The sequence below is a fragment of the Gottfriedia acidiceleris genome (genome assembly GCF_002128425.1).
GTDB classification, from domain to species: domain Bacteria; phylum Bacillota; class Bacilli; order Bacillales; family Bacillaceae_G; genus Gottfriedia; species Gottfriedia acidiceleris.
In genome coordinates, this window is record NZ_NESS01000007.1 from 129,828 (window position 1) to 152,168 (window position 22,341).

General features: G+C 32.7%; 20 protein-coding genes and 1 riboswitch. Of the genes, 5 read left to right on the forward strand and 15 right to left on the reverse strand.

Features of this window, described 5'->3' with window-relative positions:
• The first annotated feature begins 323 nt into the window (after nt 1-323).
• Nucleotides 324-902: a DUF2087 domain-containing protein gene (locus B6K90_RS14615; RefSeq protein ID WP_088013522.1), complete on the forward strand. Its 579-nt coding sequence runs from the start codon at nt 324-326 to the stop codon at nt 900-902.
• A 100-nt stretch (nt 903-1,002) separates the two neighbouring features.
• Here B6K90_RS14615 and B6K90_RS14620 read toward each other — a convergent pair whose 3' ends face one another.
• The 4 genes from B6K90_RS14620 to B6K90_RS14635 all read right to left on the reverse strand — a co-directional run bounded on the left by B6K90_RS14620 (nt 1,003) and on the right by B6K90_RS14635 (nt 5,040).
• A complete protein-coding gene (locus tag B6K90_RS14620) occupies nt 1,003-1,872 on the reverse strand; it encodes a 5'-methylthioadenosine/S-adenosylhomocysteine nucleosidase (RefSeq protein ID WP_088013523.1) in 870 nt (289 codons plus the stop codon).
• A 163-nt stretch (nt 1,873-2,035) separates the two neighbouring features.
• A riboswitch (purine riboswitch) is annotated at nt 2,036-2,139 on the reverse strand.
• Nucleotides 2,140-2,318: 179 nt separating this feature from the next.
• On the reverse strand, nt 2,319-3,281 hold the full coding sequence (locus tag B6K90_RS14625; RefSeq protein WP_088013524.1) for an NAD(P)H-dependent glycerol-3-phosphate dehydrogenase: 963 nt from the start codon (nt 3,279-3,281) through the stop codon (nt 2,319-2,321).
• Between the two features lie 138 nt (nt 3,282-3,419).
• The gene (locus B6K90_RS14630) at nt 3,420-4,403 is read right to left on the reverse strand and encodes a ketoacyl-ACP synthase III (RefSeq protein WP_088013525.1); all 984 of its coding nucleotides are present in this window, start codon (nt 4,401-4,403) and stop codon (nt 3,420-3,422) included.
• A gap of 181 nt (nt 4,404-4,584) precedes the next feature.
• Nucleotides 4,585-5,040: a GNAT family N-acetyltransferase gene (locus B6K90_RS14635; protein ID WP_088013526.1), complete on the reverse strand. Its 456-nt coding sequence runs from the start codon at nt 5,038-5,040 to the stop codon at nt 4,585-4,587.
• Nucleotides 5,041-5,214: 174 nt separating this feature from the next.
• On the opposite strand from B6K90_RS14635, the gene B6K90_RS14640 reads away from it, so the two are divergent.
• A complete protein-coding gene (locus B6K90_RS14640; RefSeq protein WP_088013527.1) occupies nt 5,215-6,333 on the forward strand; it encodes a GerAB/ArcD/ProY family transporter in 1,119 nt (372 codons plus the stop codon).
• Between the two features lie 79 nt (nt 6,334-6,412).
• Here the strand turns inward: B6K90_RS14640 and B6K90_RS24450 are convergent, their stop codons facing one another.
• Together B6K90_RS24450 and B6K90_RS14650 are read right to left on the reverse strand one after the other, a co-directional pair.
• On the reverse strand, nt 6,413-9,934 hold the full coding sequence (locus B6K90_RS24450) for a S8 family serine peptidase (RefSeq protein WP_088013528.1): 3,522 nt from the start codon (nt 9,932-9,934) through the stop codon (nt 6,413-6,415).
• Nucleotides 9,935-10,538: 604 nt separating this feature from the next.
• Nucleotides 10,539-11,255, reverse strand: coding sequence for a nucleotidyltransferase domain-containing protein (locus tag B6K90_RS14650; protein ID WP_088013529.1), 717 nt, complete (start codon nt 11,253-11,255; stop codon nt 10,539-10,541).
• Between the two features lie 177 nt (nt 11,256-11,432).
• Between B6K90_RS14650 and B6K90_RS14655 the strand changes: the two genes are divergently transcribed.
• The gene (locus tag B6K90_RS14655; protein ID WP_235821809.1) at nt 11,433-12,293 is read left to right on the forward strand and encodes an endonuclease/exonuclease/phosphatase family protein; all 861 of its coding nucleotides are present in this window, start codon (nt 11,433-11,435) and stop codon (nt 12,291-12,293) included.
• Nucleotides 12,294-12,411: 118 nt separating this feature from the next.
• Here the strand turns inward: B6K90_RS14655 and B6K90_RS14660 are convergent, their stop codons facing one another.
• The 5 genes from B6K90_RS14660 to B6K90_RS14680 form a co-directional block, all read right to left on the reverse strand.
• Nucleotides 12,412-12,903: a quercetin 2,3-dioxygenase gene (locus tag B6K90_RS14660; RefSeq protein ID WP_088013531.1), complete on the reverse strand. Its 492-nt coding sequence runs from the start codon at nt 12,901-12,903 to the stop codon at nt 12,412-12,414.
• A gap of 209 nt (nt 12,904-13,112) precedes the next feature.
• A complete protein-coding gene (gene clpP / locus B6K90_RS14665; RefSeq protein ID WP_088013532.1) occupies nt 13,113-13,697 on the reverse strand; it encodes an ATP-dependent Clp endopeptidase proteolytic subunit ClpP in 585 nt (194 codons plus the stop codon).
• Nucleotides 13,698-13,727: 30 nt separating this feature from the next.
• A complete protein-coding gene (locus B6K90_RS14670; protein ID WP_088013533.1) occupies nt 13,728-14,447 on the reverse strand; it encodes a sigma-70 family RNA polymerase sigma factor in 720 nt (239 codons plus the stop codon).
• Between the two features lie 232 nt (nt 14,448-14,679).
• On the reverse strand, nt 14,680-15,297 hold the full coding sequence (locus tag B6K90_RS14675) for a DUF6944 family repetitive protein (RefSeq protein WP_088013534.1): 618 nt from the start codon (nt 15,295-15,297) through the stop codon (nt 14,680-14,682).
• Nucleotides 15,298-15,383: 86 nt separating this feature from the next.
• Nucleotides 15,384-15,602 (reverse strand): hypothetical protein, encoded by a 219-nt coding sequence (locus B6K90_RS14680; protein WP_088013535.1) that lies wholly within the window; start codon nt 15,600-15,602, stop codon nt 15,384-15,386.
• A gap of 165 nt (nt 15,603-15,767) precedes the next feature.
• On the opposite strand from B6K90_RS14680, the gene B6K90_RS14685 reads away from it, so the two are divergent.
• Both B6K90_RS14685 and B6K90_RS14690 read left to right on the forward strand, forming a co-directional pair.
• Nucleotides 15,768-15,974 carry a hypothetical protein gene (locus B6K90_RS14685; RefSeq protein WP_088013536.1) on the forward strand — a complete coding sequence of 69 codons (207 nt, stop codon included), beginning with the start codon at nt 15,768-15,770 and terminating at the stop codon, nt 15,972-15,974.
• 169 nt (nt 15,975-16,143) lie between these two features.
• A complete protein-coding gene (locus tag B6K90_RS14690) occupies nt 16,144-17,799 on the forward strand; it encodes a ribonuclease J (protein ID WP_407920528.1) in 1,656 nt (551 codons plus the stop codon).
• A 39-nt stretch (nt 17,800-17,838) separates the two neighbouring features.
• On the opposite strand, the gene ligD (B6K90_RS14695) is transcribed toward B6K90_RS14690, so the two are convergent.
• The 4 genes from ligD (B6K90_RS14695) to B6K90_RS14710 all read right to left on the reverse strand — a co-directional run bounded on the left by ligD (B6K90_RS14695) (nt 17,839) and on the right by B6K90_RS14710 (nt 22,250).
• Nucleotides 17,839-19,080 carry a DNA ligase D gene (gene ligD / locus B6K90_RS14695; protein ID WP_088013538.1) on the reverse strand — a complete coding sequence of 414 codons (1,242 nt, stop codon included), beginning with the start codon at nt 19,078-19,080 and terminating at the stop codon, nt 17,839-17,841.
• 12 nt (nt 19,081-19,092) lie between these two features.
• A complete protein-coding gene (gene ligD, locus B6K90_RS14700) occupies nt 19,093-20,037 on the reverse strand; it encodes a non-homologous end-joining DNA ligase (RefSeq protein ID WP_088013539.1) in 945 nt (314 codons plus the stop codon).
• Nucleotides 20,038-20,050: 13 nt separating this feature from the next.
• Nucleotides 20,051-20,887 carry a non-homologous end joining protein Ku gene (gene ku / locus B6K90_RS14705; RefSeq protein WP_088013540.1) on the reverse strand — a complete coding sequence of 279 codons (837 nt, stop codon included), beginning with the start codon at nt 20,885-20,887 and terminating at the stop codon, nt 20,051-20,053.
• A 118-nt stretch (nt 20,888-21,005) separates the two neighbouring features.
• Complete coding sequence (locus B6K90_RS14710) at nt 21,006-22,250, reverse strand: MFS transporter (protein WP_088013541.1); 1,245 nt, start codon at nt 22,248-22,250, stop codon at nt 21,006-21,008.
• Nucleotides 22,251-22,341: the final 91 nt, after the last annotated feature.

The following is a 22,341-nucleotide window of genomic DNA, read 5'->3' on the forward strand; positions in this document are numbered from 1 at the left end:
AATTAGCATAGCAGTTATTTTCGATTATGCCAACATGCAATCTTCATACCTTTTTCCTATATAAATGAGAAAAATTGGAATGCCTAAAGCAAACCAATTTCGACTTGTTGTAAAAAAACTGTAAGAGTATTTAGTAAGGCTCCTAATTTCAATAAAATAGCAGCGTTAATGATAACATTCGTTATAAGCTTAACGTTATCCTATTTTACATATAAAATTGTAAAAAATAACTAAATTAACGTTCGCTTAAAGCTACTTATTGAAAAATAAACCTAATTAGATTATCATCTAATTAGATAAGTATAAAAGTAGGTGTAAATTAAGTGCAATTAAGTAAAATTGTAGATTTCCATAAAGCTTTAGGTGATCTTACTCGTGTACGCATTATTGCTTTACTTCAGCAAGGTCAATTAAGCGGGCAAGAAATTGCTAGTAAATTAAGTCTTAGACCCCCAACAATTACCCATCATATGTCAAAGCTTAGAGAAGTTGGTCTGATTAAAGAGCGCCGTGATAAAAATACAATCTATTTCTCTCTAAATACTAAAATTTTAGAAATGAGTGCTAAGTCAATTTTTACAGTAGGAACAGGAGGAGATTCCAATATGGAGATGTCAGTTACTGAAAGTGAACGCTCAAGCATTATTAATAATTTCTTTACTAAAGAAGGAAAACTTAAAATTTACCCTGCGCAGCGAAAGAAGAAGCTTGTTGTTCTAGCTCATATGGTTAAAGGTCTAGAATTTGGTAGAGTTTATCAAGAGAAAGAAATCAATGAATATTTGAAGGAATTTCATGAGGATTACGCTACGTTGAGACGTGAGCTCATTATGTGCCAGTATATGTATCGCGAAAACAATCAGTATGAATTAAATCCAGTTGAATTATGGTGGTTGAAGTAAAAGGTATGTAAATAAATCTACGAGAATTTCCTATAAAATAGAAAAAAGAGATACTTTAAATTAAATTTAATTTAAAATATCCTTTTTTCTATTTATATTATTATTTACTTGGCTTTGTTGAAATATATTTCTTAACTACTTCCATTACATACTCCTGACATGCTTCAGCTGTAGTTGGATCATATTTACCGCCATTTGTTTTATTGTTTGATAATACACGAATTCCTAAGAAAGGTACATTATAGGCTTGAGAGATTTGAGCTGCAGCAGCGCCTTCCATTTCTTCTACTGAAGTACCATATTTAGTATGGAACCATTTAATGCGATCAACTTCATTGTTCCAAACGTCTGCAGATCCGATTGTACCTTCTACAACCTTACCTTTAGTGTATTTGTTTTTTACTGCATTTGCAGCTGCTAATAAATCTTTATTACCTTCGTAAAAACGCGGTTTTTCAGCGTTTGGATCTTCACCTGCACTACCTTCTGAAGCCATTAAGTCCATTGGTTTCCACTCCGTTGCATCTATTCCTTGGTTTTCGTCTTTCGTTTCTGTTTTTAAAGAACCAATATTAGTTGTATTTTTACCTAATACGATATCAAAAACATTTAAGTTTGCGTCATGACCACCAGATGTTCCTTGGTTAATAATTGCGACTGGTTTATATTTTTCAATAGCAATCGCTGTAGCAGCAGCAGTATTTTCCATACCTTTACCTGTTTTTGCTACGATAACTGGATAATGATCTAAAGTACCTTTATAAAATACGAAACTACCTGATTTTTCAACTTTTACATTTTTTAACTTACTCGCAAATTTTTCAGCCTCTATTGGCATTGGTCCCTCAATAACGATTGGTCTTAATGGTTTTGATTTTGCTTCTACAGTATTCGTTTTAACGTTATAACCTACAAATGCTGAAACTAATAGTGCAGATGCTACTCCTACTAAACCGTACTTTTTTAACATGTCTTTTCCCCCTGTTGTTTATCACACTCGATGTTTTAATCAAAAAAAAATGGTCTAGAAACAGTAGAACAATCTCTACCTTCTAGACCTACGAAAGTTAAAGTATAGATTAGCAATAAATAGAATTTAATGCTACACCATCATTATTGGTTACAAAAACGAAACCAAGTATACTTTAACCCGTAGTCTAGTTCTTTCATTGGGAACCAGGTAGAAACGCTCAGACCATATTACTGAGCATATACGAGTAATGTTTATGAATGATTACACTGCTAATATATCAAACTAGAAATATATTTTCAATATAAAATATGAACTTTTTTTATAAAAAATATTAAAAACGTTCGTGTTTTAACTAAAATCAAGAGCTAAACAATGAATAATCAGTTAAAAAAACAACAAATTTATTATTTTTTATAGAAATCCGAAATGAAATTTCAAATTTATTAAAACTCGAATTTTAGTGGTCTTAAAAATAGTTCCTCTAAAGTTTCTTTCGCATTTTTATGTTCAAAAATAATCTCAAACAATGCGTTGCAAATCGGTAATTCAACATCATATTGATTAGAAAGTTGTTTTAAAGCCTTGATTGTAGAAACCCCTTCAGCTAATTTATCAAACGGTTTACCTTCAACATATGCCTGTCCAAACTTTCGATTATGACTATGCATAGAAAATAATGTTGCCTCATAATCTCCTAAATGACTTAAACCATAAATTGTTACATCATTTCCTCCCATCGCTCTAATTAAGCGGGAGATTTCTCTTGTCCCTCTTGCCATCAGGGAACCTTTTAAACTACTATAGTTTAATCCATCTAGCATACCAGCTGCTATTCCCATGACATTTTTGGTTGCTGCTCCAATTTCATTACCAATCAAATCTTGACCATAATAAAAACGAATTAATTCACTATTAAATTCTTTCGCAATCTTTTTTGTTACCTCAATATTTTCAGAACCAATTACCATGCAATTAGGTATATTCATTACAAAATCTTGTACGTGACCAGGCCCTACCCAAACAGCTACATTGCAATTTTTCCCTACTTCTTCACTAAAAACTTGTGTGAGTCTTTTACCGGTGGTAGATTCTAACCCTTTCATACAGAGAATAAAGGTTTTACCTTGTATTTCATTATATTGACTTAAACGGTTTGCAAATTTTCTTAGCTCTTGGGCACTAATTGATATTATAATGACTTCTGCAAATGATAATGCACCTTCTAAAGAGCTCGTTAACTCAATTCCATCTGGTAGACTTAAATAGTCATTTTTTCTTGTCTGATTTAAGCCAATAAAATTTCTAGAATTTTCTCTTCCCCATAAAACTACATTGTGACCAGATCGATTAGCGTACCAAGTCAAAAAGGTTCCCCATCTACCGCAGCCCAATACAGATACATTCATTAAATTCTCTTCCTTCCAAAAAATATTTACAAGTAGTGTACAAACCTCTACAACCTAAAATAAGAAGTCTAATGAAATCACTTATTAGACTTCTTATTATCTTTGATTAAAAGTGTTTCTTGCTTATAGACTTAAATTTCATAAAGTCCAATTAATAAGTAACCCAGCATGCGTCAACCCACCGCCGAACCCATAAAGTAATACCTTATCCCCATATTTAAGTTTTCCTTCCTTCACTCCCTTTGCTAAAGATAAAGGAATTGTGGCAGATGATGTATTTCCACAATCGACTAAACTATATAAAGTCTTATCAATTGGAAATTCACTTCTTTCACAAATTGATTCAATCATTCTTAAATTTGCACTATGAGGGACAAACCAATCCACTTCATTTAACGAAGTTGCCCCGTTAGTTAGTACAGCTTGCATACCTTTTGGAACTGTAGTAACTGCCCATTTATATACCTCACGACCATTTTGAATAATATTACTGTTACAAATTATTTCTTCTCCAAACATTTGATTTGATAAATTTGAACAATATAAATGTTTGCCTTTTTCACCTTCTGAACCTAAATAAGAGGAAATGAAGCTAGGCTGGTCTTCATCATACTCTACTAATGCTGCACCCGCTCCATCACCAAATAAGATACAAGTAGTACGGTCTTCGTAGTCAGTTATTTTCGATAAGGTTTCTGCACCAACTACTAAAATTTTTCGATTTAATCTGGCCGTTATTAATCCATTTGCCATATACAAACCATAAGTAAATCCTGCACATGCAGCATTTAAATCAATTGCCCCAGCATTTTTTATCCCGAGCTTAGCCTGAATTAGCGAAGCAACACTTGGCGTTTTAAAATCAGGAGTTAAAGTACAAACGATAATCATATCAACATCTTCCACAGACTTATTGTATTTTTCCATTAAGTCTTTTATTGCCTTAAAGCTTAAGTCACTTGTGTATTCATTTTCTGTTGCAATTCTTCTCTCTTTTATCCCTGTTCGTTTTACAATCCATTCATCATTCGTTTCAACTATTTTTTCTAAGTCCTTATTCGTTAATACTTTTTCTGGTACATATGAACCTATTGCAGTGATACGAGCTTTCGATTTGTGCATTATAGTCACCTCAATCGTATTAATTAATTTCTTTTCAATATTATATCACCAGATATTAATACTAGGTACTAATTTTTATTAATTTTTACTTAAAAGAAAAAATTGATTTTATTTGGAAGTGCCAATATAGTGTCATAAACAAAAAAAGTTGCTATAGCAGCAACTCTACTTTCAAAAATAATTACAATTCTAAAGACATAAAAACACTATTAGGATCATCTTTATAATCAGCAAAAGGCTTACAATACTTAAAACCAAAGAGTTCATATAGTTTTTTTGCTGGATCGAATGCTCCCATCGAACCTGTTTCCAAACTTATTCTCTTATAGCCTCTACTTTTAGCCTCTTCGATTATGTGTTGGAGCATGCGTCTTGCCACACCTTTTCTTAAATGTGCTGAAGAAGTTCTCATCGATTTTACTTCTCCATGTAAAGGGTCAAGTTCTTTTAAAGCTCCACATCCAACTAATTCACGTTGTTCCCATACACTCCAAAACGTAATTTCAGGTTTCTTTAATCCTTCAAGATTTAGAGCATGTATGCTTTCAATTGGAGAATGCTGTGTCATACCTTGTAGATGCTCACTAATTAGCTTAGCAACTTCAGTTCCAGTTAAATCATCAACCTTAATTTCCACGTAAACACCACCTCATTCCTCTTTTTATTGCTATTATTATACTAAATTTTGAAAAACTTCTAACTAGCTTTTTAATCACAAAAAATTACTTTATTAACATTTAAATAAAATAGAAGTTTATGGAAAAAATAAGTAATCTAGAAAGTAAATCAAAAGACAAAAGAAGGAATTCAAATGAATCGTAAATTAAATATTAGTGGTTTTCAATTCTTTTGTATGATTTTTATGTTTGGGGTCGGTGCTTCTCCACCAGTCGAAATATATACTAGAGCTAAACAAGATGGATGGATTAGTTTATTAATAGGACTCATTGCAGCTTGTTTAATCTTTGCGGTGTATATTAAGTTATATTCGTTATTTCCTGAACAACCCTTAACAAAATATATTCAAATCATTTTAGGGAAATATGTCGGGAAAATATTAGCACTAGTATACATCTTATATTTTCTTTATGTTGCTGCACGGGCTTTACGTGATTTTGAGGATTTATTAACAATCACTCTGTATAATGCTTCTTCTTTAATTTCAATTGGATTAATCATGATGTTATTAATCATGTATGCAATTTCTAAAGGACTAGAAACATTCGCTCGATCTTGTGAATTTATCTTTATCATGATCATGTTTCTTGTTTTTATATTTATAGGATTTGAAATCATTGCAAATTTAATCAAAATTGATAATTTAAGACCCGTTTTAGAAAACGGATGGAAACCAATTTTTAAGGCTTTTCCTATTTCTTTAACAGTACCTTTTGGTGAGATCCTGACATTTACAATGATTATGCCACATTTAAGTAAACAAAATTTAGCAATAAAGGTAGGAATACCGGCCTTATTATTTTCGGGACTTATACTAACCTTATTTGCAGTATTAAATACAGCAATATTAGGCCCATCTGTTATTGAAAGAACAACCTACCCTCTTTTAACAGCAGTTAGTTATATTAATATTGCCGATTTCATTCAAAGATTGGATACTTTCATTGTTGTAATTGCAGTATGCAATTCCTTTGTAAAAATTACAATTTACTTTTATTGCGCGGTATCTGGAGCTGCAGAGTTATTTAATATAAAGAAAACTGACCAGCTAGTCTATCCTATTGGCATCATTACCATTGTTACTTCCTTATGGGTAGCTTCTAATTTTCTTGAACATCATAAAGAGGGAATCGATTTAGTACCTTATTTGCTTCACATTCCACTTCAAATTATTATTCCGATCAGTTTATTACTAATTCTTCTGTTCCAAGGGAAGCTAAAAAATAATAAAGACGATTTAAATTACAATTAACGGTTAAAAAGGCATAATAAAAAGGCCTCAGTTTCCATTGAGCCTTTTTGTTTATTATTTTATATTTTCAAATGTTAGATTACTGAGTAACCGTTATAGTTTTAGGCGTTGTTGTTACTTTAAAACCGTCTTTTGTAACGCCATCTACAGTAACTGTATATGTGCCATTTGATAGATCTTTATCTGGTGCCCATGTTGTCCTAAATGTATGCTCATTTTCGAATGTCGATGAATCGACAAGTTTTCCACTAGCATCTTTAATATTAATCGTCCAGTCCATTCTATTATAACCGAGAATAGAAATTTTAGCTGGGTTAGATTGGTTTACACCAGTAGATGGAGAAACGCCCCAAGTTACCATTATCATACTTTGTTTATTATAACTTTGATCTCCCCATGTTGTCCAAGCCATGTTTCCTGCATAATCAATAGATCTAAATACCATACCCTTTGGTTCTGTATTAACTGTCAAAGTCGTTTCGCCAGGTCTTAGTTCATAAAATGCTCCATTTACATAAATATCGGCAAAGTTAAAGTCGGTTGCATTATCTGTCGCATCAAATGTAATGACATATTTACCGTCTTTTGGAGTTACCTTAATATTAGAAATTTTTGGTGCAACTGAATCAACGATCATTGGCATTTTAACGGTTTGTGGTCTAGCGTTTGGATAGGCTAATGTTGTTTTAATTACATAATAGTAAGTACCGTCTGGAACAAAATTACCTGATAAGTCCTTCATATCCCATTGATATAAATTATAACCATAATCTTGATTAAACATCATGTTTTTATTAAATTTCCAAGGCTCTCCAGTTCCAGAATACTCACTAAAGTTACCTAGATATCTAAGTTGTTTTCCTTTTGAATTTTCAATAGATATCTCAGCTTTTTCTAAATTACGTAAAACGGCCATTCCACCAAAAATTCCCTTATCTATATAGTTTGGCGAGAAAGCAATATGGTTTAAATCGAAGTTTACTCCATTGTATCCTAATGGTGCTCCGCCTTCTGTACTATCATTCCAAAGAGCAGTATAACCTGCGAATGCATCTTTTTCCCAAGCAGGAGCATCGATATTTCTTGGTTCATCCCATTTACCATTGAAGCCCATATATGGAATTGATAATGGTACTGCTTTCGTTGAGTCCTTTGGTACAAGACGGACAAAGCCCTCAACAAATGCATTTTTTCTTAACATTCTAGGTAGTCGAATCTCTACATTTAGGTTCTTATCTTGTCCCGATTTTATTTTAAATGTAGCCCCATCTTTATTAGTTACCTTTTCACCATTTACATAGATTGAAGCACCTTCAATTTTTTTACTACTTAATGTTAAATAATCTTTTGAATCTAAAGTTCCATCACCATCTAGGTCAAATTGCTTCGTTTGAGTTGCATCTGTTAATAAGTCTACATTAACTGTGTACTCGTACTCTTCTTTCGGTTTCTTTGTTTCAAGTGATTGTACATTTAAGTTAAAGATTGCTCGATCGTTCTTAATTTCTTTTAATGCTACTGCCCCAGCTTGTTCAAGTGGCGTATCTTTTCTTGTTACAATAACTGGCGTATTAATTGCATTTTGAATTTGCATTAAACCAGAGCCTTGAACTCGTGGTGAATAAGGAACTTCACTATTTGTTTTTGGATCCATTTCGATTTTAGAGGTATTCATTAAAGCAACTTTAGCTTTTAATACTGTATCTTCTGAATGCATTAATCCTTTTTCATAAAGTGACTGTAATACTAAAGCTGATCCACCTGCAACGTGTGGTGTTGCCATCGATGTACCGCTCATCACTTGATATTTATTACCTGGAATTGTTGAATAAATATTTCCGCCTGGAGCCGACATCTCAGGTTTAAAATCTAATGTTGGAGTCGTACCCATTGATGAAAAATAAGACATCGTATCTTTATCAGGATTATCTACCCAATAATCACCGATATTTTTCATACTTACATATTGACCAGTAGGCATGTTACTCATTTTATCTAATAATGCTTGACCGATTGATTTACTTGTTGAAGCAGTCGGTGTTGCAGATCCAGTTACTGGTAAAGTTACATAATCAGGCCAGTTTGATGGCGGTATCATAATGATAGCCTTTGCTCCTGCAGCTTTTGCAGTAAATTGAATTGATGAAACAGTACTATAAGAATTTAAAAGCTTTACTACTGCAATGTAATTAGTTTTACCTTTTGGATAATCAGCAGCCGTTTTACCTTCATTGACATATACCAAATCATAGTTTGTATTTGGTAATAGATTATTAGAGACATTAAAAGCTTGTCCATATTGACTATGATCTTTGAAAGGTACTTCTAGGCTTCCATCCGAAATTGCATTCATATGAATTTTAGTATTTTCATAGGAAGCAACTGATAATGCGAATGGGCTTACACCTGGTGAACCAACCGTTCCAATATCAGGATCATCAGCATATGGTTGTATGGTTGAAGGAACTAATAAAGCCTTCGAACTATATGCTGAATTTCCAGCAGCCACTACAACTAGGGTACCTTGTTCTGTCGCCATACGAATTGCTTTTTGAATCGGATCATAATTTTCGTCTACGTAGCCTGCGTCACTACCTAAGCTCATGTTTATTACATCTGCGCCCATTTTAACCGCATGTTCGATTCCTGCAATAATATCATCTTCATATGCACCGCCACCATTATCAGAGAATACCTTTTCTGCTAATAGCTGTACCCCTGGCGCAATACCAGCAACTCCACCGTTAGAATCGTCACCATTAGCTCCAATTGTTCCCGAAACGTGTGTACCATGTGAACTACCTTTTGGTCCAGGAATAACATCTGTATCGTTGTCTGCCCAGTCATATCCAGATGGTACTTTGTCTGAATACCACGTTTCGTTTACATCTGTTGTATCTGCAAACTTTTGAAATTTATCATTTGTCCATTTTTCTTTCGCTTTAGCTACATCTGATAGTGTCATATCTTTATGAGTCCAATCAATACCAGAATCTACAACTCCTACTAATAGGCCTTCTCCTTTATAACCATATTGCTCCCATACCTTTTGAGCTTGTACTAATTCTTTACTTGCTGCCATATTTTCTTGGAATGTTCTAGCAACTACTACATGTGTAACCCCTGGAAGCGACTCAATATCTTTCAAATTCTTAAACTTTGTCTCTACACTGAATCCGTTAAATCCTTCAAAATAGCGGTGCTTAAGCTTCATCGTTTCATTTGATTTAGAAGCTTTTAATTTTGAGATTTTATCGATTACCTTATCTTGCTTTTGTTTAAATAAGGTTTTTTTATTTTGTTTTGTTATTTCACTATCATTCGGTTGATCAACTTCTACAATTAAATGAACAAGTTCATCTGGTTTATGGTTATTTAATTGTTCTTTCTTCTTAGCAGCCTCATAAATTGAATCTTCATTTTGAGCTGGTTCATCTCTTTTAAGTAACATTGGTTTAACTTGTTCAGAAATATCATCTGATGAATTAGTTTGAGGAAAAAAATGGTTGTTTTCAGCAGAAGCTGTAAAAGATGATAATAGTAACGATGTTAAAGCTGCAGTAGACAACACTTGAAACGCTTTCAATTTTCTGTTTTTCATTAACAACTCTCCTAAATTATTCTATTAATTATTTAAATCCACTTTGCTCTCAAATAGATTAATAGCTATATAATGTAAAAATATGGATTTACTCTTCACTCATTTTGTGGCCATTAATAAATACAATTCAAATTTTACATCTCAATTAATTAAACTGGTATTGGGGGAATTCTAACTATTTTTTAAGCATATTTTTCAATAATTAGTACATAGAATTGCCAAATAAACTTGATAAATATGTTTTTTCTTGGAAAATTTATGATTTTCTTGTCGAATTATATATTTTTAATGTAAAAATATTGGACTGAAAATTGGGGAAAATTAAATAAAAACCAGATAAAGTTATCAAACTTTTTACTACTTTGAGGATAAAACAGGAAAAAAAGACTATAAAACACAAAAAAAACATCGGAAAAACAATTCATTTTTTGTAATTTACAATGTGTAAAAAGGTTCCTATTTTTAGATTAGAAGTTATATAGGGATGGAACTTAGATGATTGTATAAAAAAAAGACATAGGTAACTGTTTAAATCAGTTCCAATGTCTTTTTCATACTAAACCTAAATTGGCTCTAAAGACTTTTGACAGGTAACCTATTAAGCTCATTTCCCCAGTGAAAAACCTTCAAACAGTTGACCCCCGAATGGATGCAAAATATCATTAACTAATTCAATAATAGGATTTTTATCACCAACTGTATAAAACAAATCAAAAGCTTCAACAAAGCGGTTTGCAAAATTTTCATTATACATTCTTACTGACCGTACAATCCATTTTGAAGAACCAATCCATTTACCATTTGTTCTTAAAACAAATTCGCTTACTTGTTCAGCCAGTGTATTTGCGATAAATATTTCTTCCGCCCTATTAGAGGAACCTATAAAATCATTTAATGCATCTGTAATAAAATATCGCTTTATTTTGATTGTTTCCTCTGTCCATTTTTCTGGACCTTTATCTAATAAATTATTTGCTTCTTTTTTAATCTCTTCAATTACTCCTTCATCTTTTAAGATAATTCCTTCTGAAACCATCCTTGGCAATGAAGGTCTAGCCCTTTTATAATCACTTTCAAAAAAATGTTTATAAGAAGTTAAGTTGTGTACAAAAACTTCTATATCCCAACCAAATTCTTTTAATGACTCTCTATATGAAGTGCTTAGGCTTTTCTCAAAAATAACGATATCAAGATCAGATGTTTCTGTTGCCTCGTTGCGGACTACGCTACCAGCTAATAATGCTCCCAGACAGTTTGGAAAATACTTATATAGAAATTGATGTGCTGCTTCAATAGGGTTTGACTTATTTAATTGATTCATTGTCATCTCCTTATAATTAAGAACTTTTTATTAATCTATTTTATCAAATTTTCCAGATTGTAAAAAAGAAAGCAAATAGTTTTTTACACTTTTATTACAATATTCTAATATTTCGACAATAAAGATTTCTTATCCTTAAAAAGTAGTTAAATAGAAAACTAAGAGAGGATGAGAGTTTTGTTTAAAAATTTATTTATTTTTTCTTTTATTGTATTGCTATCAGTAATTCCGATGTTTTCGTACAACAGTAAAACAATTTTTGCAGAAGAAACTACTAGTTTTGAAAAAAGTAAACAGTCTCAAATTAAAGTCATGTCTTACAATATTCACCATGGAGAAGGAACAGATACAATTTTAGATTTGAAGAGAATCGGAAATGTTATTAAGCAATCTAAAGCTGACATTATTGGTTTGCAAGAAGTAGATAACCATTTTTCAGAGCGAAGTAATTTCGAAGATCAAGCGAAGTGGTTGGCAAAATATTTAGGAATGCATTATACATATGCAGCAAACCTAGACTATGAACCTTTACAGGTAGGTCAACATCGACGTCAATATGGAACGGCTGTATTAAGCAAATTTCCAATTCTTTTTTCCAAGAATCATCTGCTCACAAATATCCCATATCCAGTAAACCCGACAGAACAGCGTGGTCTTTTAGAAACTGTCATTAACGTAAAAGGAAATCACATTCATTTTTACAATACTCACCTTGATAATAAAAGAGCAGAACAAAGAGATCTTCAAGTTAGAGAAATACTTGAAATAGCCAATCAAAACGAAGGTACAAAAATTCTAGTGGGAGACTTCAATGCGACACCTGAAAGTGCGGAAATGTTGAATATGACTGCGCAATATAATGATGTGTTTAACGTACTAGGTCAAAATGAGGATTATACCATTCCAGTAGAAAATCCAGATCGTCGCATTGACTATATTTTTACTTCTGATGACATCAAAATTTCATCTGGGGAAGTAATAAAAACAATTGCATCTGATCATTTACCAATCGCTGCCGAGCTTGTGCTTTCAAAGTAGAAACATTTTTAATAATGACCTAACGAAAAACTAGAAATATATCAAAATAGCATGTAAAAGACACTCAATAATGAGTGTCTTTTACATGCTATTACTAGTACAAAACCCTTCAATAATTTTATAAACTAGGATACGTAATTTTATATTTTTTTGACACCTCAATCAACTTCTGAAGTGTCTCAGCAGAAGGAGGTCCTGAAGGCTTTTTGAAATCTTTATGAAATAGTACAGATAATTCTTTTACAAATTGGTCAAAACCTGATGGATAAGCAGTAACTATAAATTTAGTTTCTTCCGATTGCACTTTAAATGTATGGGGTATGCCTCTTGGAGCAAAAACATAATCTCCAGCTTTTGCTAATATAGTTTGATCCCCTACAAAAAAAGTAATTTCCCCTTCTAATACATAAAACGTTTCATCTTCTAATTCATGAACATGTAGAGGTGGTCCTCCATCCTTTTTTCCGTTACAATGTAGAACACAAAAAACTCCGTTTGTGTCTTCCCCACTTACCAATATGGAAGTAAAGTCATTTAAAAAGAAGTATGTATTCTCTTCTGTAATATTCCGGTGCATAAAACTAGCTATGCTTTTTTGTTCAATGGTCATTTTCTCTACCTCTCTTCTGAACATCATTATGTTTAATGTACTAATTAATGATATTCAAAGAAAAATAGCTTATTCGTTGCTTGATAAAGTTAATGCCTCCTTTTTTTGATCATATCAATTTTCCAATTAAAAATTAGTATTTCAACAAGGATGTGAAAAAAGGCTAGCTCTGCTAACCTTTTTCTTTAAAAAACTATCTATTTATTAAATTAATTATTCGGATAAAGAATCTCATCAATAATCCCGTATTCCTTCGCTTCCTCTGCGCTCATGAAATAGTCACGATCTGTATCTTTAGCAACCTTTTCAACCGGTTGTCCTGTTCTGTCAGCAATTATTTGGTTAATATGCTCGCGTAATTTTAAAATTCGACGAGCAGAGATTTCGATTTCCGTTGCCTGGCCTCTTGCTCCACCTAATGGTTGATGGATCATGATTTCACTGTTTGGAAGAGCAAAACGTTTCCCTTTTGTTCCAGCCAACAAAAGCATCGCACCAAAGGACGCTGCCATTCCTGTACAAATTGTTCTAACATCAGGCTTTATATATTGCATCGTATCATAAATCGCAAATCCCGCTGAAGTCGATCCACCAGGGCTATTTATATAAAGTGAAATTTCCTTGTCAGGTGCATCTGCAGCTAAAAATAATAATTGTGCTACTACACTATTTGCTACGTGATCATTAATTTCATCACCGATAATAATAATTCGATCTTTTAACAAACGGGAATAAATATCATATGAGCGTTCACCACGATTAGATTGTTCAATTACATAAGGAACTGTAGTCATTTAAAAATCCTCCTTGAAAGCGTTAATTGGCTATGCAGCCATGCAGAGAGTGCTCAAAGGAGATTGAGTTCGAGTTGACTCAAAATTACGGACTAACATTTTAGGGCTCTCAACAATATTTTCTAAGGAAGGAATTGCTTGGATCAAGACTGTAGGGTCTTGGACTTCTAAAGCTATATGAAAAAGTTCGTCTAGCTTCTCCCGCTCTTCTTCGCTCCAAAAATATTCAACAGAAAGGGAGTCTTCTTCTTTGTTAGTTTTTTCTAGACGTTTTTTAGCACGATACAAACTAGATTTTATGGCTATTTCTGTTGTACCTAATATGTCTGCAATTTCCTTCGATTTATATTGAAATGCTTCTTTTAGAAAAAAGATGACTGCTTGTTTTGGAGTAAAATGCTTTAGTAAGAGTTCCACACTATTGATTTTATGATCAACTGAATGATTAGCTGCAATTTGAGAAAGTTCAAAATCAGGAATTGCTGTTTCTTCTTTTCTTTTTCGTAAAGTATCAATCCAATGATTGTAAGCTATCTTATTTAATAAAGCTGAATTCATTTTTTCTTTATTATAAAATTTTACTGCTTTAAAAAAGGCTTCCTGAGCGATATCGTCACCGTCCCATTCATTTTGGGCTAGAAAACGACAATAGCGTTGAAGTTTAGGATAATACTCCTTCCAATAGAATTCATCAGACTTTTCATCCTGATTTTCCTTTTCTATACTATGCAGACTACGCTTACTATACATTCATGTTCACTCCTTTATCAACACTCTCTACCTTATAAACGTTCAATAAGTATAAAAAGATACGGGGTCAAAAAGTTTTTTTATTTAATTTATGTAATATATATAAAAACTCTTCCATAATTATCCTTTGTTTTCTACTTTTAATGCATTTTAACATAATTACGAAAATCTCTAACACAAAAAAGCGTGAATTATTATTCCCCGCTTCTGTCTATGTCATGGCTCTCTTTCCTTAATTGGCCCCTTCTACTTCTTTTATTACTCCAATTACTGAAATAACAGAACCAATTGCTTGAATCCAGCTTCCTGTTGCTACCAATATTTCGGACTCAGTCGTTTCATTATTTTTTTTAAGATAGTCCTCATAATAACGAATATTTTTTTGCTTATTTTCTTCTTCTCTAATTTCAAATAACGCTTCTGACCATCCAATTGCCTGTAAGGTATTTCCTATAATTTGTGTTATGCCCCCTACAATGTTTTCGGATTGACCAGGAAATGGATCAAGCTCAATCACTTCTCCAATATTAACGCCTACTCCTAAAGCTTGTAACAAATTACCTGTAATGAATAATTTATAAGATGCTTCTTTTCGAATGTCAAAAACCAGTCCTGAAGTAACTGTAATATTCCCACTTGCTGATATTTCTTTTCCTACTGCCCTAATTACAGTCCCCTCTGCTTCATCATCAATACCATTTCCTGTAGCCTGCAAAACATTGCCTATTAGAGCTAAATCATCACGGACACTATTTTTTATAAAGTTGGACGGCGTAGAACCAATTGCAGCTGTAATTGTTCCGATTGATACAATCACAGAGCCCACTATAGCTTTTGATTCGCCTCCCATTTCATCCACCAACCTGCTGTATTAGAACCTTTATCGTAGTATTATGAAAGAAGTTACGATTGTGTGCCTATTTATAAAAAGTAAGTTTATTCTTGAATTAAATCGGATATTAAAGATGGACTGCGATCACCGATTTCATATAAAACTTTTATGGAATCATTCTGGATGTTTTTATTAGAAAGATTTTCGATAAGTTCTTTTACCGCATTTCCATCTTTGTGATCCACAGTTTGAATTGCTAGCTCGATATTTGGCTCCTCATCTTTACGATCTAAAGAGCTTGCTAATTTATCTATTACAGTCATGCATACTTCCATCTTTTAAGTTTAAATATCACTTTGATTATTATGTTACACAGTATGTACATTAGCAAAAACAGGTACACACCACTTTGTTATTAAAGACTTATTCAAACATAAATACATAATTTTTCAAGAAGAAACCATCCTATTGTCAGGAGGTGTGTTAATATGTCTGAACCATTACAACCAGGGAATAAAAAACTTCCAGATTTTAATGAATTAAATGATCGGATTATTGCTGAGCATGGTACAACAGGACCGACTTTAGTTATAAAAACAAATTTGGATCCTAAAGATTCTACTGTAGATAATCCGTATTATCGCAACGAAACGCATACACCTAAAAAACCATTTAAAAATTACTTTGAAGAATAATTTAAAAATGAGCTCGGTTTACACCGGCTCATTTTTTTTATAAAATCTGTCGATTGAATGATTTTACTGCTTACGTACATACTAAGAAATATATGGAAATTTCTAAAAGGAAAATGTTTATACTTTTCAATGTACTAGGAGGTATATGATTTTGAGTCCAACAAAAAGTATGTTATCGGTCTTTGCCTTAGGTGGAATTAATGAAATTGGAAAAAATATGTATGCTATTCAATATTTAAAAGAGATCATTCTAATTGACTGTGGTTCGAAATTTCCGGACGAGAGTTTATTAGGGGTTGACTTGATCATTCCAGATATTACTTATCTCCAGGAAAATCAAGAAAAGATTAAAGGCTTATTTGTTACGCACGGTCATGAAGACCATATTGGTGGAATCCCGTATCTTTTGAAGCAATTGAATATTCCGGTCTATGCAACTAGATTAACGCTTGGATTAATTGAGCTTAAATTAAAAGAGCATGGTCTATTAGGAGAAACTGAACTAATTTTAATAGACTCTGATTCGAATATTAAATTTGAACATTTTTCGATTTCATTTTTTAAAACAAATCATAGTATTCCTGATTGTTTAGGAATCGTATTTGAAACACCTGAAGGCACTGTTGTGCATACAGGGGATTTTAAATTCGATTTAACTCCTGTTAACAACCAATACCCAGATATTCATAAAATGGCTGAAATCGGTAGTAAAGGTGTTTTATTACTTTTATCAGAGAGCACGAACGCTGAACGGCCAGGTTCAACACCATCAGAACGGATTGTTGGAGAGCATATAGTAGATGCTTTTATGAAGGCAAAACAGAGAGTTATTATTTCAACATTTGCCTCTAATGTTCACCGTGTCCAACAAATTGTTGATGCATCGATTATCACAAATCGGAAGTTAGCACTACTAGGTAGAAGCATGGTAAATGTTGTACAAGTTGCGATGGAGCAAGGATACTTATCAATCCCAGAAGGTATGTTGATTGATGCAGATGAAATTAATAGTTTCGCACCAGAATCAATTACAATTTTATGCACAGGTAGTCAAGGAGAACCGCTTGCAGCTCTTGCTCGTCTAGCTAGCTCTAGCTTTAGAGGCGTTGATGTTTATCCTGGAGATACTGTGATTTTAGCTGCTTCACCAATCCCTGGAAATGAGCGAGGCGTTTCTAAAATTATCGATAATTTTTACAATCTCGGAGCAAATGTTATTTATGGTTCAGGAAGCTCAACAGGAATGCATGTTTCTGGTCATGCTTATCAAGAAGAGCTTAAGCTCATGCTTACATTAATGAAGCCAAAATATTTTATTCCAATTCATGGTGAGAACAGAATGTTACATCATCATCGTTCTCTTGCTGAATCTGTTGGTGTAGAACGAAAAAATATCTTTATTATTAAAAATGGAGATGTAGTCGATATTCTTCAATCAGAAGCAATACAAAGCCGAAGAATCCCGGCTGGAAATATTTATGTAGATGGCATGGGCATTGGTGATGTCGGCAACATTGTACTTAGAGATCGGAAACAGCTTGCTGAAGATGGCATGCTTGTAATCGTTATTACTATTAATAAAATGGAAAGAAAAATTATCTCTGGACCTGATACAATTTCAAGAGGATTTGTCTATGCTCGTGACTCTGAAAGTTTACTGAAGGAAGTAAACCAAATCGTTACATCTTCAGTAAATGAATTACTTGATGAAAACAAGCTCCAATGGGGAGTTATGAAGCAAAATATTAAAAAGTCTCTTGGACAATTTTTATTTACGAAAACGAGGAGAAAACCGATGATTTTACCAATAATCATTGAAATATAGAAACAAAAAAACTCCCTATTCAATATCAATAAGGGAGTTTTATTTTGATTGTTGTTTAATTTTAGAAATTAAATCGATTAAAGAACTATTTTCTTGATCAAAATAGTCCTGCATTGGACAACTACTATTTTCTAACCGATTTAGTACGAACGGGATCGTAAATGTTTCCATTTTTAATTCATCATTTACTTCATCCCAAAAAAGTGGAGTTGCAACTGTAGGTTTTCCCTTTCCCCTTGTAGAATATGGGCAAATAATCGTTTTACCTTTTGCATGCTGTACATAATCGATATAAAGGCGATTACCTCGATTTTTCTTTAATCTTTCGATCGTAAAATCATCTGGAAACTTCTCAATTAAATAATGTGCAATAAAAGATGTAAATACTCTTGTATCATCATAGGTGAGCGAGTTTTCTTTTATTGGAATATGAATTTGAATCCCTTTACTTCCAGACACTTTTGGGTAGCTTTTTATTTGAAATGATTCAAAGATTAACTTCATTTCCAATGCGGCTTTTATAGCTAAAGGAAATGCATCTGTATTAGGTGGATCCAAATCAAATACGATTTCAACCGGATTTTGGGCTTCATATGTTTGAAAAGGAATATGGTATTCAATAGCCAATTGATTTCCTAACCATAGCAATGTTGATACATCATTACAAATAACAAAATTATTTCCCTCTTGTTCTTCAGTTTTAATAAAGCTTGGAGCATAATCTGGACGATTTTTTTGAAAAAACGACTCACCATCTATCCCATTTGGAAAACGGATCGTTGTTAATAAACGATTTTTCAAAAACGGAAGGATATATGAAGATACTTGTGCCAAATATGATAGAAATCTTTCCTTGTTAATATAAGGTTCGTTCCAAATAACTTTATCAAGACTAGTAAGTGTTAATTCTTCCTCCAAATTAAGATTAGCCAAAAGTAAACCATCCCAAGTGCATTCATTCCATGCATGCTGTAATTGAAAAGATATAAATTTGGCATTTGTTAATTGATTGTTTTCTATACTTTGAAACTCAAGTTCAATACAGATCCCAGGCTCAACAAATTCTATATTACCTTTTTTGCTTTTTTTATTTGCTGCGATTGCTTTAATCAAAATCCCCTTCTCTTCCACGCTAAGACCACTAGAGAAAGACCCCATTTGTAAAATATCATTTTCTATTTTTAGTCCTACTAAAAAAGTTTCCTCTTTTAAATTGAAACCTAAAATAAAGAAATAGCCTGCATAAGTTTTATTACGTTTTTGAAAAAAGTAATTATTCATATCTTACATCCCCTAATCTGTAAGAGTACATTCTTTAGGATCTTTTTCGACAAACGCTTGGATACTTGGTTGTCTTAATGAATGACCTTCAGTCCATTCAATGAATTGAACTTTAACAGTTAACAACGGTTGAATCCATTGAATTTCCTTTATTCTTTTTGGTTGGCTACTGAATGGATTCTTTTCTATTTTTATCGTATTAATGACTGTAGTAAGGTCTTTCCATTCTGATTTCGTTAATTTCCCTGTTCCCACATGTCCTATAAACTCGAGCTGATTCTTTTCGTCATACAGTCCTACCAAAATAGAATTAACAATTCCAGAACGATACGTTACCCCACCGATTACAGCAATAATGTCCTTATAATTTTTTACTTTTTGCCACGCATTGTGCTTTCCATTGATCAAATATTTACTATTTAAATTTTTACATACGATTCCTTCTAAATTATGTTGTTTCGCCACCTCAAATAAAGCAACTCCATCAGTATTATTTGGAACTAATTGAATTTGCTCATTAGGTTGAATTGCTTCGAATAATAAATTTTGTCTCTTTTCAAGTGGTAATTGAGTAACCCATTCTCCATTGTAAAAAAGAATATCAAAAATCATATAGAAAATAGGTACAGCTTCTATTGCTGAATCAATCCGATCCATGCGCCTAATTCCATCTCTACGCATTACCTCATGAAATGAAGGATTACCATTTTGATCGAGAGCGATGACCTCCCCATCTAAAATGATTGACCTAGCATTCGTATAGGATTTTATATTTGTTAGTTCTGGAAAAATCTTTGTGCGATCATTTAATTTGCGGTTAAATAATTTAACTACTTTCCCATCAAAATAGGTTAGGATTCTTACACCGTCCCATTTAATTTGCGAAATCCACTCTGGACCAATTGGTACAATATCTGAAGAAATGGGCTCAAAAGGAAAAATTGGATTTAGCTCCATTACTGCCTCCTATTTAACTCGTTGCTTTTTTAGGTGCTTTTGTCTTAGGCTTTTTCGGAGGTGTTGCTTGTCCTTTTGTTCGATCAATACTTGCTTGTAATGCAGACATTAAATCAACAACATTTTTTTGCTCTGCCGGCTTCTCCTGCCCTGTCGCGATATAATCATTTTTATTAACTTTTTCTGAAATTAATAGTTCTAAGGCTGTGCGATATGTATCAGTATAGTTTTCTGGATTAAACGTTGTCGTTAGTTGTTCAACTAGCATCATACCTGCTTGTAATTCTCGCTCCGCCAATCCAGCTTTTTCAGGCACACCGCCAGGAAGATTTTCGATTGCTCTTATCTCATCTGGAAAATGTAATGTTTCGAGAATAATCGCGTTTTTATATGGTCGAATCGCAGCTAATCGTTGTTTGCTACGAATTGTAATTTTAGCAAGACCGATTTTCTTACTTTTCTTCAATATTTCTGAAAGTAAAGCATATGCTTTTGTTCCACCAGAATCCGGACCAATATAATATGTTCGATCAAAATACACTGGATCAATTTCTGAAAGTTTCACAAAATCAATGATTGATACAGTTTTCAGTTCAAATTCTTCTTTTAATTTATTCATTTCCTCTTCTGTTATTTCCACAACCCTACCATTTGGTGTTTCAAAAACTTTAATAATTTCTTCTGGAGTAACTTCATCGTCACAACTAGCAACTTTTTTATAAGAAATTGGTGTTTTACAATCCTTATGATATTGACGAAACTTTATATCCTTATCCTCAACTGCTGAAAATAACTTTACAGGGATTGTAACTAATCCCATACTAATTGTACCTTTCCATACTGTATGCATATATTCACTACCTTTATTATTTTTACGAATAGCTTTTGTTAAAAGAAAAGGTTTAATTCAATTTGCTTTTCTAGAATGTCTAAACATGAATTTCTAAAATAGAAAAGTTCACTCTCAATTAAGTGAACTTTTTCTTTACTTTTGGCATAGGTTCTTGTTTAGGCTTAATATACTTTATGGATAAAAAAAGACCAATTACAGCTAATAAGATGGAAAAATACATCATATAATTATCTGGTTTATTCATTAAATAGGCAAAAGCAGGTGGTCCTGCAGCTACCCCTACAAAGCGTAAAGAACTATAAAGAGAAGTAATCGTTCCTCTTTGTTCTTTTTCAATCCCTTCTGTTATTAATGCATCTAAGCTTGGTAACGACATTCCGATTCCAATCCCACTGATCAATAAACTTGTGATGATTATATAAATATCTTTATTGATGATCGGCATTACAAACGAAAGACTTATCAAGACAAATCCAATGACAATACATTTTTTCATAGCACCTTTTTGATTTCCAATTTTTTTACCTGTTTTATAAGATGTGTAGGATAAAGCAGCAAGCGGGATTGCTAACACGCAACCTTTCCATATTCCAACAATTTGATAACGTTTTTCTAATATTTTCGACAAATAAAAAAGCATTCCAAATAAAATGAACATTATAATGGCACCTAATATAAATATCGTATAAAGCCATTTGCCATTATTTCGAAATATTTTCCGAATTGATCTGATAAACATTTTAAATTTTTTCTTTCTTTTATCTGCTCTTTTTGATCTCATAGGTTGTTTTGGAGGATTTACAAATATTAAAATTAAAATAATGGATATCAAGCAAAGAAACGGTATTGATAAAAATGGTAAATACCAAATAACTGCTGCTAAAGCAGATCCAAGTATTGGACTTAGTACTTTTCCAAACGTATTCGAAGTCTCAACTAAGCCTAATCCTTTGCTTACTTCATTTTCATCCTTAAACATGTCTCCCACACATGGAATAACAACTGGCATAGCTCCTGCAGAACCGATACCCTGAATGATTCTTCCAACAATTAACCACGCATATGGATTTTCTAACTTCCAACAAACAATGCCGGCTAAAGCCCCTCCAATTCCCGCAATAATTAAACTTGGAATAATCACTTTTTTTCTCCCAAATAAATCCGATAAATAACCAGCTATAGGGATAAGAATGATTGCAATAACTGAATAAACAGTTATAATCATTGAAACTTTAAGACCAGATATATTTAATTGTTGTTCTAATTTTGGTAGTACGGGAATCAACATTGAATTACCTAAAGTCATTACTAGAGGTACTGTAGATAGAGCCCATAAACTCCGCATTTGTTTTTTATCCATATAACCTCCGCGTTTTGTGTAACTAAAAACAATCACAATCTTTATATTTCCCAAGTATCGTTTTTGGTCGAATTGTAATTTTTACTAATTA

Bases quoted from the DNA above. Each gene is read 5' to 3' on its own strand.
- clpP (WP_088013532.1), bottom strand. From the start codon at position 13,697: ATGACTACAGTTCCTTATGTAATTGAACAATCTAATCGTGGTGAACGC.
- B6K90_RS14690 (WP_407920528.1), top strand. From the start codon at position 16,144: ATGTTATCGGTCTTTGCCTTAGGTGGAATTAATGAAATTGGAAAAAAT.
- B6K90_RS14630 (WP_088013525.1), bottom strand. From the start codon at position 4,403: ATGCACAAATCGAAAGCTCGTATCACTGCAATAGGTTCATATGTACCA.
- B6K90_RS14660 (WP_088013531.1), bottom strand. From the start codon at position 12,903: ATGACCATTGAACAAAAAAGCATAGCTAGTTTTATGCACCGGAATATT.
- B6K90_RS14625 (WP_088013524.1), bottom strand. From the start codon at position 3,281: ATGAATGTATCTGTATTGGGCTGCGGTAGATGGGGAACCTTTTTGACT.
- B6K90_RS24450 (WP_088013528.1), bottom strand. From the start codon at position 9,934: ATGAAAAACAGAAAATTGAAAGCGTTTCAAGTGTTGTCTACTGCAGCT.
- ku (WP_088013540.1), bottom strand. From the start codon at position 20,887: ATGCATACAGTATGGAAAGGTACAATTAGTATGGGATTAGTTACAATC.
- B6K90_RS14640 (WP_088013527.1), top strand. From the start codon at position 5,215: ATGAATCGTAAATTAAATATTAGTGGTTTTCAATTCTTTTGTATGATT.
- B6K90_RS14620 (WP_088013523.1), bottom strand. From the start codon at position 1,872: ATGTTAAAAAAGTACGGTTTAGTAGGAGTAGCATCTGCACTATTAGTT.
- B6K90_RS14675 (WP_088013534.1), bottom strand. From the start codon at position 15,297: ATGGGAGGCGAATCAAAAGCTATAGTGGGCTCTGTGATTGTATCAATC.
- B6K90_RS14670 (WP_088013533.1), bottom strand. From the start codon at position 14,447: ATGTATAGTAAGCGTAGTCTGCATAGTATAGAAAAGGAAAATCAGGAT.
- ligD (WP_088013539.1), bottom strand. From the start codon at position 20,037: ATGGAGCTAAATCCAATTTTTCCTTTTGAGCCCATTTCTTCAGATATT.
- B6K90_RS14710 (WP_088013541.1), bottom strand. From the start codon at position 22,250: ATGGATAAAAAACAAATGCGGAGTTTATGGGCTCTATCTACAGTACCT.
- B6K90_RS14680 (WP_088013535.1), bottom strand. From the start codon at position 15,602: ATGACTGTAATAGATAAATTAGCAAGCTCTTTAGATCGTAAAGATGAG.
- ligD (WP_088013538.1), bottom strand. From the start codon at position 19,080: ATGAATAATTACTTTTTTCAAAAACGTAATAAAACTTATGCAGGCTAT.
- B6K90_RS14650 (WP_088013529.1), bottom strand. From the start codon at position 11,255: ATGAATCAATTAAATAAGTCAAACCCTATTGAAGCAGCACATCAATTT.
- B6K90_RS14685 (WP_088013536.1), top strand. From the start codon at position 15,768: ATGTCTGAACCATTACAACCAGGGAATAAAAAACTTCCAGATTTTAAT.